The sequence below is a fragment of the Oceanobacter mangrovi genome (genome assembly GCF_019740315.1).
Taxonomy (GTDB): Bacteria; Pseudomonadota; Gammaproteobacteria; order Pseudomonadales; family Oceanobacteraceae; genus Oceanobacter; species Oceanobacter mangrovi.
Genome location: NZ_JAHXZR010000004.1, coordinates 356,228 through 369,566 on the forward strand (window position 1 = coordinate 356,228; position 13,339 = coordinate 369,566).

Consider the following 13,339-nt stretch of genomic DNA (forward strand, 5'->3'; position numbering starts at 1 on the left):
TGCTCAGAAGTTGTATTTAACCCCCAGGGTACCGGTACGACCGAGGCCCTTGGAGTAATAGCTGGCAATTGAGGTTGCCTGGGCATTGGTCGGGAAATAGTCCTCGTTCAGCAGGTTTTCGATACCGCCGTAGATTTCCCACTCATCCAGCTGCCAGCTGGCACTGATATCCACCAGTTGATAGCTGCTGACTGGGCCTTGCTGGGTACTGTAAGTCCCGCTGTCGTTGGGCTCGAATTCCTTGCGGTCAGCGATGTGCATGTAGCTGAGGTTAATGCTGCTATTCAGCGTTGGTTGCCATTTGGTAAACAGGGTGAACTTGTCCGGGTATACCTGACGGCCGTCCAGTGGTTCACCAGTATCCGGGTTTTCACCTTCCAGATGGCTGTAGGTAGCCAGAACACTGAGCGATTCGTTGACGTAAAGATCGGCAGCGACTTCCCAGCCACGCATTTCCTGCGGTTCGCGGGTCGGCATAAATATGCCGGTGTCGGCGTTGTATTCGGTGCCTGTGCCGAGTTCAGAGGTACTCTTGTAGGCTGAGAACTCGAGATCCAGAAGGCCAAGGCTGCTGCTGAAACCGACTTCGTAGTGTTTTACCTTGGACGGCTCGGTACGGATGTCGGCCATATCAGTCACTGTGGCGGTACGCAACAAGCGGCCGAGGTCAGGAATTTCGAGACCTTCCGAGTAGGAAATGAAGGGGTTGAAGGCATCGATGGCGATGTAACGCATACCCAGGTTATAGGTGGTGGCAGCGTATTTCAGCGTACCGCCCTTGACGTCGACCGGGGTCGAGCACTGGGTAGCAGAACGGCAGAGCTTCAGCGTGCTGTAGTCATCAACCACAATATCGGTGGTTTCGCGACGGGCTCCAGCCTTGAATACCCAGTCCTGATTAACAGTCCACTTGCCTTGCAGGTAGGCCGCGCGGGCTGTCATGTCCATTTCCGGTACCCACATACGGCCGTCGACCAGTGGCTGTGAAGTGATGTCGTTGAGCCAGTCAACGCCATACAGCAGGCTGGAGTCCACCAGATCTCCACCGAAGTCGGAGCGCAGGCTCAGTCTCAGACCCTGCTTCTCCGAACGGATGATCGACTGGCCACCATCATAGCCTTCATCCGGGTTAGCCAGATTGCTGGAGAAGAAAAAGACGTTTTCAATTTTCTGCTGATAGGCGTCGGCGGTCAGGCTGGTGTTATCCAGCAGGTTGGCGTCTTCGTATTTCAGCATCAGGTTGTAGTTGTTCTTTGGGCCCTGAGGCTCGCCGGGCCGGTCACTACCTGAGTTTTCAGTGGCGTAGGTTTTTTCACCTGTGTTCGGAACGCCGTTAACATCGACCAGATCGGTAGACTGCTGTGAGTCGTACAGGTTGTAGGTCAGCTGCAGCGACTTGTCGCTGTCGATGGCATAACCGAACTTGCTGAACAGGTTGGTGGTGTCGACGTCTGACAGGCCATAGACCAGGCCCTGGGTATCGCCATCAGCATCTTTTTGCTGGCCGCGGGCATCGTAAACTGCGTTCACGACATAGCTGAAACGGTCGATGGTGCCGGTTATGGTGCCGTCAAAACGATTGCCAAGGCTGTCTTCAAACTCAACCATGGAAAAGCGGCTGCTGAAACCGACGTCGCCGCTGAATTCAGAGTCGGCATCCGGCATGCGGGTGATGTAGTTGATCACACCGCCGGAAGCACCGCTGCCGTAGACCGAGCTGGCACCCTTGACGACTTCAATGCGTTCCAGTGCGCTGGCATCAATCGTCCGTACGCCCAGCGAGCCATCACGCAGCGGTGTCGATTGTGGTACGCCATCAATCAGCACCAGTGCCTTACGGCCACGCAACGATAAACCGCTGTTGCTGGTACTGCCGGTGCTGGGTCCAAGGCCTGGCACGCTGAACGACAGCATCTTCTGTAACTCTGGGCTGGTTTTCAGCTGCTGCTGCATGACTTCCCTGTCGATGATGGAAACAGACGCCGGTACTTCGCGAATCTGTTCAACCGACCGACTGCCGGTAACAATGACTTCTTCAACATCGTTGTCCGGGTTGGCACTGACATAACTACTGGCCACTATCGCGACAAACAGAAGCATTAAACGCATTTGGTTATCATCCGTAAAGTTTATTGTTTTCGAATGATATTGATTATTATTTATTTCGTAAAGAAATTGTTGCTGCGTCAATAAGTGTCGGGTTTTGAGCTGGGGTCTGGGGTCTGGGGTCTGGGGTCTGGGGTCTGGGGTCTGGGGTCTGGGGTCTGGGAGTCGCCAGGAGCGCAGACGTCTTGTCTGTATAAACACTGATTGGGGGATTAGAGGCCGGTAGCGATGGCGTTTTTCATACCCCAGATATAACAAAGCCCGCGATTGCGGGCTTTGTTATTGTGCTTTTGTGTTGCGGTTGTTTATGAGCGCCTGGGCTAACTGCCTCAGACGATGCTGTTAACCGCAGCAACCACGTTTTCAACGGTGAAGCCGAATTCCTTGAACAGTTCGGCAGCGGGTGCTGACTCACCGAAGGTTTCCATACCCACAATCTTGCCTTGCAGACCAACGAACTTGTACCAGTAGTCTTTGTGCAGGGCTTCAACTGCAACACGGGCAGTCACGGAAGCTGGCAGTACCGATTCGATGTAGGCCGCGTCCTGCTTGCAGAACACTTCCGCACAGGGCATGGAAACCACACGCACCTGCTTGTCGGTGATGGCTGCTGCTGCGTCCATCGCCAGGCCCACTTCGGAACCGGTGGCGATGATGATGGCGTCTGGAGTGCCTGTTTGTGGGTTAACAGCATCTTTCAGGATGTAAGCCCCCTTGGCGACGTTGGCAACCTGCTCGTCGTTACGCGCCTGGTGAGGCAGGTTCTGACGGGAGAAAATCAGCGCAGACGGGCCGTTGGCGCGTTCAACGGCAGATTTCCACGCCACCGCAGATTCCACGGTGTCACATGGACGCCAGGTTTCCAGGTTGGGTGTATTGCGCAGTGAAGCGACCTGTTCAACCGGCTGGTGAGTCGGGCCATCTTCGCCCAGACCGATGGAGTCGTGGGTGTAAACAAAGATGGAGCGTTGCTTCATCAGTGACGCCATACGAACAGCGTTACGGGCGTATTCCATGAACATCAGGAAGGTCGCGCCGTAAGGAACAAAACCCTTGTGCAGGGCGATACCATTCATCATGGCGCTCATGCCGAATTCACGTACGCCGTAGAACAGGTAGTTACCGGAAGCGTCGTCAGCGCTGACGCCCTGGGCACCAGACCACAGGGTCAGGTTGGAACCCGCGAGGTCGGCAGAACCACCAAGGAATTCTGGCAGCAGTGGGCCGAATGCATTAAGAGTGTTCTGGGATGCCTTGCGGGACGCAATGGTTTCGCCCTTGGCCTGACATTCAGCAATGTAGGCAGCGGCTTTTTCGCTGAAGTCGGCAGGCAGTTCGCCGCTCATGCGACGTTCGAATTCAGCCGCCAGCTCAGGGTAGGCTGCGGCGTAAGCAGCGAACTTGTCGTTCCAGCTCTGTTCGGCAGCAGCGCCTTTGTCTTTGGCGCTCCAGCCTTCGTAAACGTTGACCGGGATTTCGAATGGACCATGCTCCCAACCCAGCTGGACGCGGGTCAGTTTGATTTCATCGTCACCCAGCGGGGCGCCGTGACAGTCTTCCTTGCCTTGCTTGTTCGGTGAACCAAAACCAATGATGGTCTTGCAGCAGATCAGGGTTGGCTGGTCGCTGTTGGCGCGGGCCGTTTCGATCGCCATCTTGATCTCTTCCGAGTCATGACCATTAACGTGACGGATGACCTGCCAGCCGTAGGATTCAAAACGGCCAGCGGTGTCGTCGGTGAACCAGCCTTCGACTTCGCCGTCGATGGAAATACCGTTGTCATCGTAGAAGGCGATCAGTTTGCCCAGTCCCAGGGTACCGGCCAGGGAACAGGCTTCGTGAGAAACACCCTCCATCATGCAGCCGTCGCCCATGAATACGTAGGTGTAGTGATCAACGATGTCGTGACCGTCACGGTTGAACTGGGCTGCCAGAATCTTTTCTGCCGTGGCCATGCCAACGCCGTTGGCGATACCCTGGCCGAGCGGGCCAGTGGTGGTTTCAACGCCTGGCGCGTAACCGTATTCAGGGTGACCCGGAGTCTTGCTGTGCAGCTGACGGAAGTTTTTCAGATCGTCGATGGACAGCTCGTAACCGCTCAGGTGCAGCAGTGAATAAATCAGCATGGAGCCGTGGCCGTTGGAGAGGATAAAGCGGTCGCGGTCAGCCCATTCCGGGTTGGTCGGATTGTGCTTCAGGAAGTCATTCCATAGCACCTCGGCGATGTCCGCCATGCCCATTGGGGCGCCTGGGTGGCCGGATTTGGCTTTCTGGACTGCGTCCATGCTCAGGGCGCGGATAGCATTCGCCAGTTCGGTACGAGAGGTCATTTGTGACTCCAGGATATCGTTTTGTTCAGCAACGGCTTAAAGATTAGCAGGTGGGTAGTGCGCCGACGGATTTTCCGGGTCGTGGCACTGCCTGAAAGGCTGCGCATTGTCGCTCAGACGACCGGGCAGGGCAATGCCCAAAAGGGCTGGCTTTGACGCTACCTGTATTTCATGCGTCTTGTAGTTTTCCATGCGCGACAATGGTTCATTCCTGATGCCTTTGACTTTGCCGTCATTTCACTGCGTCCGCGCTCTTCTATACTGCTTGAATTGATCAATCAAATCGGGCTGAAACGGCTGGCTGTGAAGGGCTGGGTTCGACCAAGGCTGGAGCGACTGTGACAGAAATCGAGCTGCTACAACGGCGCTATGAGCGTGAAAAGGCTGCCCGGCTGAAAGCTGAAAGCATCCTGGCCGAAAAGAGCCGCGAGCTGTACGACCGCAGTGAAGATCTGCGCCAGCTAACCGTCAGCCTGGAAGAAAAAGTGCGTGAACGGACCCGGGAATTGTCTGAAGCGCGTGATCAGGCGCTGATCGCCGTGCAAACCAAAGCCGGTTTTCTGGCTCATATGAGCCATGAAATCCGCACTCCGATGAATGGCGTGCTTGGCATCATCACCATGCTGCTGGAAACCCAGCTTAACAGCCGCCAGCGCGAGCTGCTGAAAACCGCCGAAAGTTCCGGTTGGCACTTGTTGGGCATCATCAACGACATCCTCGATTTCAGCAAAATCGAAGCTGGCAAAATGCAGCTGGAGCCGATAGCGGTTGATTTGCCAGCCCTGCTGGAGGATGTGCTGGCATCCTTGCAGGTGCTGGCACGGGAAAAACAGCTGCAACTGCAATTCCACCGCGATCCCATGGTGCCGGAGCATTTGTTGCTTGACCCGTTACGCACCCGCCAGATTGTCACCAACCTGATCTCCAACGCCATCAAGTTCACTTCGCAGGGTGGGGTTTATCTCAACCTGCTACCGGCTGCCGAGCAGAAATTTATCCTGCAGGTGCGGGATACCGGCATCGGTATATCGGAGCAGCAAAGTGAGCAGATTTTTGAGGCTTTTGGCCAGGCGGACAACAGCATTGGTCGTCGCTTTGGTGGCACCGGTCTGGGACTGACCATCACCCGTGAACTGGTTGAACTGATGGGCGGCAGCATTGCACTCGACAGCGAACCGGGCCGGGGCAGCTGTTTTAATGTCAGCCTGCCATTGAATGAAGCACCGCTGGCAGATAACGAATCATCGCCCCGCATGGAAGTGTCCCTCAAAGGCTATCGGGTATTGTTGGTCGACGACAACGAGGTTAACCAGCTGATTGCCCGTCATATGCTTGAAAAGCTGGGGCTGACGGTGATCGCTGCCAATGGTGGTCAGCAGGCGTTACAGTTGTTGCAGAACAACCCGATGCTGGCCGATGTGATTCTGATGGATTTGCAAATGCCGGAGCTGGATGGCTTTGAAACCGCTGGTCGAATCCGTCAGTTGCATCCGCATCTGATGCAGTTACCGATCATCGCCATGACCGCCCATGCCAGTGATGAAGACCGCTTGCAAAGTATGCACAACGGCATGGATGAACACCTGGCAAAACCGATCAACAGTCAGCGGCTGGGGGCGGTATTACGGGAATTTCTGGTGCATCAAAGCCCGGCTAACCAGCGCAGTACAACCCCGCTGGAGTTGAACTCGGTGCGGCTGCGACAATACCTTGGTGAAATGCGCGATTGGCTGTCGCGGGATCTGGTACGGGTTGAAGAGCTGGCGCTGGAGCTGTTGCGAGCCAGTGTGCCAGAAGCCGATCGCCACGACGTTGAGCGGATTTGCCAGCTGGCACTGGATTTTGATCTTGATGAGCTGGAGCAACAGCTGCAGCTCAAATTGGGTGGCTAGCGGTTGCTTCCGGGCCTGGATGGCAGAATGATCAATAGACTGAACGAGCTAAAAGAGTCGTTTCAGGGCCGCTATTTTATTACAGCTATTTTTTACAACGCCAGCTGGTCAGTTGCTGCCGGATAAAGTCATCGACCTGGTCTGACACGGGAATATTTTGATGATCGATCTCAAACGTGACTTCCCAGTCGTCGAAGTAAAACATTCGATGGCAAGAGTAACCGGATGTCGATGCAATATAGTCGAAACAGTCTCCCCAATATTGGAAATCACCTTCCGCATCTGGCTTGTATGCACGCCATAAAAAGGTGGACTTATCTGCGGTATAAAGTCCGCTCGCCAATGGCTGTAAATCGTCTGGTTGCGGCTGTGGCACTTCCCGTTTTTGGGGTCTTTTATCCAGCATCAGGTAAATCCCCTGATATAGCTGGCTATCACGAACGATTACCGTTGATTTGTAGCCATTGATTGCGGCGGCTATTTCTTCGGCTGAAAATTCTGCCTGAAGTGATTGCTCAGCACCGTCATCCGAGTCGAAATTCGGATCAGATGAATAACTTAAGTCGATGCGTACCTCGCGATGGTCGGGGATACAAAAGTGTTGGTTCTCTGTTTGAGAGTCGCCCGTTTGGCCAGAACAGGCGGTGGTCGTAACAGCGCTCAGGGCAATAATAAGCAAGCGATGCATGGACGATCCTTATCTGTACCCGGTGTCGGTGTCACAGTCGTGGCAGTAGAGGTTGCCGTAGAGTTTGAACTCGATGGCATCCGGGACCGGGCCAAGCCAGGTGCCGCCGTAAAAGTCGTTTGGAATATTGAATTGTTTGAATACTTTGTGATGATAGCGCGCCATTTGTTTGCGGCTTAGCAGGCCGGGAACATTACCCCACTTATTTACGTAATCCTGCTCCACAAATCTGGCATGCATTTCTGCAACTGCAACTCCGACTTCTTTTATTTTGGCGCGTTTCTCACGGAAGGTCCCATCAAAGCCACCCTTGTCCAGCCCAACGCTCAGATTGACGATGGTCGAGCGAGCCATGCCTTCCCAGTACAAGTAGCCTTGGTGATTCCAGTATTCAGCAGGCCCTTCCTTGATGGCTTTTTTGAGGTCTTCAGCAGTTTTGCACCACAATCCATAACCAATTCTGGCAACCGGGTCCCTTTTCTTCAGTCGACTAAGCCAGAATTTGTCGAGTTGATTGCTGTTCAGAAACTGACGTTCCTATTCCGTTATCTTCAAATCGTCGTATGAAGGCATTCCATTTGCTCACTTAGTGTTGATGTTTGTATCAACACTAAACAAGTCAGGGATGGGTTTCCGAGTAAGTCATCACAGCTTTATGTCAGGTTGTAGATATCAGCGACCGATTTCGTACACCGCCATATTCACGGCTGAGGCCAGATTAAGGGACTCGATTGCGCCACAGCCGGGGATACTGAAAGCGCTGATCTTGCTGCTATCAAGCTGGTCACGCGGTACGCCACGGGCTTCGTTACCAAACAGGTAGGCATCAAACTCACTGAACTGAGCTGACGACAGGGCCGCGCCCTGCATATCGAGAGTGGCAATACGATCGAACTGCTGCTGGAATTCTGCCAGCGGCAGCTCCAGCTGCATCGGTACGTGGAAAATCGCCCCCATGCTGCTGCGCACCACCTTGGGGTTAAACGGATCAACCGAACCCGGACTCAGCAGTAATTGCCAGCCACCGAACCAGGCCAGCGTGCGCAAAATAGTGCCCAGATTGCCAGGGTCCTGCACTTCGTACAGATACAGGCTTTTGAGGGATTGAGATGGTGCCCGGGACGCTGCAGTGAGCTGGCGGGTTTCATTCATGGGCACCACCGCCACCATGCCCTGCGGCGATTTGGTATCCGACAGCTGGGCCATCTGGCGTTCGCCAATCACGGTTTTGCGGAAGCGGCTTGGCCAATCATGATGTTGTTCCGTGACAAACAGCTCAGCTTGCTGAATCGCGGACTTTTCCAGCTCCAGCAGCAAGTGCTCACCTTCGACCAGATAACAGCCGTATTCAGTGCGGTACTTTTTCTGCTGCAGTTTTTTGGCGATATCAACTTTCATGGGGCGTCACAGAACCGGTTGGCAAACAAAGCGGCATTGTACGTGAGTGCTGACGGAATTGTCCGCTTCACCGCTGTAATCGGGGTCAAAATCCCGTATCTGACCCCGCCGGGGGAATTTTCTGGTTACTCTGGTATCCGCTTTATGACATCCACGATGTTCGTGAATTGGCTGTTGCTTGTTGTAGCCATGACTGACTGGCAGGGCAATGGCCTCGGATCGGACTGCAACCGCCGAGAGGATTTCTATGGCTCTTCGCAAGGCTGTCCAGCTTATCTGTTACCCCAATCGCATGGGACGCAACCTCAAAGATCTAAAACATGCGTTAGACCACTACTTCAGCGGCGCTGTCGCTGGTGTGCATATCCTGCCGTTTTACCCATCCAACGCCGATGCCGGCTTTTCGCCACTAACGCATAAACAGGTTGATCCCGCTTATGGCAACTGGGCCGATATTGAAGCCATCGCCGCTGACTACGATGTGTGTGCCGACGTCACGGTTAACCATATTTCTGATCAGTCGCGCGAGTTTCGCGACTATGTGGAAAAGGGCAAGCGCTCGGAGTACGCCGACCTGTTTGTCGACGTTGACGAGATGGGGGATATCACCCATGACGATCTGATGAAAATCCATATCCGCAAGGAAAAGGAGCCGTTTCGGCAGGTCGAGTTTGCCGACGGCAGTACTGGCCGGGTGTGGTGCACCTTTACCGAACACCAGATAGATTTGAACTACAAATCCCGCATCACCCACGACTATATCGCCAACACCTTCCGGTTTCTGGCCGGCAAGGGGGTCAAGCTGTTCCGGCTGGACGCCTTTGGCTATACCACCAAACGGATTGGCACCAGCTGCTTTCTGGTTGAACCGGACGTCTATAAGACCCTCGACTGGTGCAACCAGGTGGCCCAGAGCCTGGGAGCGGAAATACTGCCGGAAGTACACGATCATTCCAGCTATCAGTACGCCATCAGCCGCCGTAATATGCACCCGTATGGTTTTGCCTTGCCGCCGCTGATGCTGTATTCACTGCTCGACGGCAACAGCCAGTATCTCAAGCACTGGCTGCGGATGTGCCCACGTAACATGGTGACCGTGCTGGATACCCATGACGGCATTTGTATTCCGGATGTTGAAGGTGTGCTGCCGGACGACAAGATCCGTATTCTGATCGACAACATCAACGACCGTTCGGCCGATCCCATCCTGCGGCGCTCGGCAGCCAATATTCACAGCGTTGGCGCTATCTACCAGCTCACCTGTACCTTCTACGACGCGTTGATGCAGAACGACGATGCCTATATCGCCGCCCGTACCATCCAGTTCTTTACGCCGGGCATTCCGCAGGTCTATTACGTTGGTTTGCTGGCCGGTGAAAATGACCATGAACTGATGGAAAGCACCGGTGAGCTGCGCGACATCAATCGCCATTTCTATGACTTTGAGGAAATCGAACAGGCGATAGAAAAGCCGGTGGTCAAACGTTTGCTGCAACTGATGCGGTTCCGCAACAGCCATCCGGCCTTTGATGGCCGCTTTGAACTTAACTACTCCAACGACGCCAGTGTCGACATGGCCTGGCGTCATGGCGAGCACTACTGTCGCGCCTTTGTGGACCTGCAGTTCAATACTGCGCGCTTGTATTACACCGACCCTGAAAGTGGCGAACAGCTGGAGTTTCAGGCCTGAACACCCTGCTGTTGCAGGGCCTCGAGAGACTTATTCCTGAGTCTGGTTAATGGTCAGTTGCAGTGGTTCTCCCTGTAGACTGACCTCGAAGTTGCCACCCGCGAACTCATCAGCAATCTGGCCCTGAGTTGTTGCCACCAGAGTTGGTTGCGGGTAACAGTTGCCGTTCACCCGGGTCAGCAAGTCATCGACACTGATACTGTAGCTGGTTGTGCCGACAGCCAGTTCGATAGCCTTGTAGTCGGGTGTTATTGAGCTGTAGAGGGAGGTTGCGTAAGGACATAATCTGAGTTCGGTGATGTCGGCATTGGCTGGCGTGGTCCATTGCAGGGTAATGGTTTCACCAGAGTTAAAGGATTCTCCGCTGTTGGGGCTGACAAACACCGGCAGTGCTGTGATGGTCGCTGTCGACGTCAGATTGTGCCAAAGCTCGGTGTTGGTAGTGACTGACAAGGTCAGTCCGTCGGTGCTGATCAGTGCTGAATAGTCGCCCTCCAGCTGATAGACATGGTCATCCGAAAAGCCACTCTCATCATCATCGGCGCTTGCTGATGTCGTCTGGGTGCCGTCGGAGATGGTGACTCGTTGCCAACTGACCCGAATGTCTTGCTGTGAGGCGAAACTGACCTCCGAGACTTCCAGGACGTCCGCAGCTACGCTGGCTTCAATGGTTTGGTAGGTTACCGAGGCTGGATAAATCTGGCGTGATTCTTCCCCGGCACCACAGCCACTCAAGGCAGCGGATAACATGATTGCAATCAACGGCAGGGATATTGGCAACTTGACGGGATTCATCTGAAATTCCTTTTCATTATTCATGGATGTGCAGGGCTATAACGCCCCGGAGCAAGGACTCTATGTCAAAGTTGTTAATAAAATCTTACCTGCTGGTGTTGTTATGCGGCGCGGCGGCCTGTTGGGCTGACAGTGAGCCGGAAGGCTTTTTCTACCCCTACAATATGTACAGCAAGAGCTATCGTCTGGGCGCGACCGTGGGCTCCGTCGATTTCAGCTCGGATGCCTCGATGCAGAAGCAACACCAAAGCGTATTGGTGTACGGTGATATTGCCCTTAATTACAAAAATTACGTGCGTCGCGGGCTGTTTTGGCTACGTTTGGGCGGTGCTTCGCTGGGATCGGAATCCAGCCGTATCTGCAATCCGCAAGATAACAGCGATTGTGTCAGCTGGCGGCGTTCGGCTCAGATGCTGTTTATTGGCCCGGCGATGTCGGTCGATTTCTTCCGTTCAAGGATGCAATTCACCATCACGGGTGGACCGGCCTGGGTTAGTTATAAAACCTCAGCAGGCGACAATACTGGCAGCAATAGTTTCTTGCAGTTATCGCTGGCTTTGCCGGTTTATGCTGGCACCTCGCTGGAGGCCTCCTGGTTTAGCAGCGCCATGACCGAGCTGAACGACAGCGCCAGTGATTTTTCGATGACATCGGTAGGAATCAACTACGCCTTTTAGGGATATCCGCTCAGCCAGCGTCGGCAGGTCTGGCGCTGACGGTTTTGGTTCTGACTCCCGGGCCGATACACTCTGTTTTTTCAGTCGTTCGGAATCGTCGCCATGTGGCATCAGCAGGAAATCCGTCTGGCTCCGCGCAAGCGGGGCTTTCACCTGATCACTCATGACATTGAAGCTGCCTTGCCCGAGCTTTCCGGCATTCGCATTGGTATGCTGCAGCTGTTCATCCAGCACACTTCCGCCTCACTGACGATCAATGAAAACGCTGACCCAACCGTTCGGCAGGACTTTGAAGCCTGGTTCAATCGGGCGGTGCGCGAAGATGAACCCTATTACCGCCATACGCTCGAAGGCAGCGACGACTTGCCTGCTCATATCAAGGCCAGCTTGCTGGGCCATTGTGTCATGGTGCCAATAACTAACGGTCGTTTGAATATCGGCACCTGGCAGGGTATTTATCTGGGTGAGCACCGGGATCACGGCGGTAGCCGGCGGCTGCTGGCGACCTTGCAGGGTGAGGCTTATTAAATCCGCAGACTGACTCAGATGGAGATAACGGGTCATTATGATTGTTCGAGAACGTCCCAACGCGCTGGCACTGATGTTTATCTGGAAGGGGTCGATTCTGCCTGCGATTGCGCCACAGTTGGCCGTGCTGGCAGTTTTTTCTGTGCTGGTGGTATTGCTGCATACCGATCATCTGGCCAATCTGGCGCAGTATTCGATTGCGCCCTTTGCATTGATGGGCATTGCGCTGTCGCTGTATCTCGGCTTTCGCAATAACGCCTGTTATGAGCGCTGGTGGGAAGGTCGTCGGCAGTGGGGTTCGATGGTGGCTGACGTGCGTTCAATGGCGCGCTCAGCGAAAATTCTGATGTCGGCCTACGCCGCGCAAAGCCTGATGCGCTGGTGTTGTGTTTTTTACCATTGCCTGCGGCTGCAGTTGCGCCACGGCAAGATCGACGCCGCCGAATTGTCGCGTCAGCTGCCGGAATGGTGTCAGCAACGCATCCATCCGGAACTGCTCGACCGGGTGCTGGTGGCACCGAATCCGGCCGACGCTGCGCTGCAGCAAATGGCGCTGGTGATTCGCAACGAATTGCAGCAGCAGCGGCTCGATACCCAGTCGATTCGTATTCTGGATGAACATTTGGCGCGTTTGACTGCCATACAGGCCGCTTGTGAGCGGCTGGCGACGACACCGCTGCCATTCGCCTACACCTTGCTGACGCACCGGACGGCGTATTTATATTGTTTCCTGCTGCCGTTTGGACTGGTCGGCAGCATGGGCTGGCTGACGCCCTTGTTTACCGTGATTGTGGCCTACACCTTTTTTGGTCTGGATGCGCTGGCGGAACAGCTGGAACGGCCTTTTTCTACCGAGGCCAATGGTTTGCCCCTGGACGCCCTGTGCCGGATTAATGATCGCTCGATTGCCCAGGCACAAGGGTTGGCGGTGCCGGATGCGTTACAGCCGCAACAGCAAATATTGCTTTAGTCTGCTTGACTGGAGACGGGGATATTGGCGAACGCCGATATCCAAAAATACTAATAATAATTATTCTTCATAATTAACCTTGCGTTAAGTTACATAAATTTAAAGTTGTTGGCTCAGGCTGTCGAAGCGGTGGCTCGCGACTTCGACTGGCGTCATATTTATGCTCGGATGGCGCCCGCAATCGAATAAAAATCTTGGCTGGTCAGGAAACCATGTTCAGACACCCCTTCCGTTGTTTTCTTCTTCCTCTGGCAAGCAGGCGTGT

11 protein-coding genes are annotated in these 13,339 nt (G+C 54.4%); 5 read left to right on the top strand and 6 right to left on the bottom strand.

From position 1 onward, the window contains the following. Positions 1–3: 3 nt before the first annotated feature. Positions 4–2,109 carry a TonB-dependent receptor gene (locus K6123_RS11330; protein WP_221797747.1) on the bottom strand — a complete coding sequence of 702 codons (2,106 nt, stop codon included), beginning with the start codon at positions 2,107–2,109 and terminating at the stop codon, positions 4–6. Positions 2,110–2,435: 326 nt separating this feature from the next. Next, complete coding sequence (tkt, locus tag K6123_RS11335) at positions 2,436–4,436, bottom strand: transketolase (protein WP_221797749.1); 2,001 nt, start codon at positions 4,434–4,436, stop codon at positions 2,436–2,438. 338 nt (positions 4,437–4,774) lie between these two features. Here tkt and K6123_RS11340 point away from each other — a divergent pair, with 338 nt between their 5' ends. Continuing rightward, positions 4,775–6,328: an ATP-binding protein gene (locus K6123_RS11340; RefSeq protein WP_221797751.1), complete on the top strand. Its 1,554-nt coding sequence runs from the start codon at positions 4,775–4,777 to the stop codon at positions 6,326–6,328. Positions 6,329–6,413: 85 nt separating this feature from the next. On the opposite strand, the gene K6123_RS11345 is transcribed toward K6123_RS11340, so the two are convergent. The 3 genes from K6123_RS11345 to K6123_RS11355 form a co-directional block, all read right to left on the bottom strand. Continuing rightward, positions 6,414–7,016: a hypothetical protein gene (locus tag K6123_RS11345; RefSeq protein WP_221797754.1), complete on the bottom strand. Its 603-nt coding sequence runs from the start codon at positions 7,014–7,016 to the stop codon at positions 6,414–6,416. Positions 7,017–7,025: 9 nt separating this feature from the next. Next, complete coding sequence (locus K6123_RS11350; RefSeq protein WP_221797757.1) at positions 7,026–7,463, bottom strand: hypothetical protein; 438 nt, start codon at positions 7,461–7,463, stop codon at positions 7,026–7,028. Between the two features lie 225 nt (positions 7,464–7,688). Continuing rightward, positions 7,689–8,414 carry a TrmH family RNA methyltransferase gene (locus tag K6123_RS11355; RefSeq protein WP_221797759.1) on the bottom strand — a complete coding sequence of 242 codons (726 nt, stop codon included), beginning with the start codon at positions 8,412–8,414 and terminating at the stop codon, positions 7,689–7,691. A 247-nt stretch (positions 8,415–8,661) separates the two neighbouring features. Between K6123_RS11355 and gtfA the strand changes: the two genes are divergently transcribed. After that, a complete protein-coding gene (gene gtfA / locus K6123_RS11360) occupies positions 8,662–10,104 on the top strand; it encodes a sucrose phosphorylase (RefSeq protein WP_221797760.1) in 1,443 nt (480 codons plus the stop codon). A 30-nt stretch (positions 10,105–10,134) separates the two neighbouring features. Here gtfA and K6123_RS11365 read toward each other — a convergent pair whose 3' ends face one another. Continuing rightward, a complete protein-coding gene (locus K6123_RS11365) occupies positions 10,135–10,899 on the bottom strand; it encodes a hypothetical protein (RefSeq protein ID WP_221797762.1) in 765 nt (254 codons plus the stop codon). A gap of 62 nt (positions 10,900–10,961) precedes the next feature. Here K6123_RS11365 and K6123_RS11370 point away from each other — a divergent pair, with 62 nt between their 5' ends. The 3 genes from K6123_RS11370 (at position 10,962) to K6123_RS11380 (ending at position 13,074) form a co-directional block, all read left to right on the top strand. After that, complete coding sequence (locus K6123_RS11370) at positions 10,962–11,576, top strand: hypothetical protein (RefSeq protein WP_221797764.1); 615 nt, start codon at positions 10,962–10,964, stop codon at positions 11,574–11,576. A gap of 102 nt (positions 11,577–11,678) precedes the next feature. Beyond that, entirely contained in the window at positions 11,679–12,104 is a 426-nt protein-coding gene (locus tag K6123_RS11375) for a secondary thiamine-phosphate synthase enzyme YjbQ (protein WP_221797766.1), read from the top strand. 37 nt (positions 12,105–12,141) lie between these two features. Further along, complete coding sequence (locus K6123_RS11380) at positions 12,142–13,074, top strand: bestrophin family protein (RefSeq protein WP_221797768.1); 933 nt, start codon at positions 12,142–12,144, stop codon at positions 13,072–13,074. Positions 13,075–13,339 lie beyond the last annotated feature (265 nt).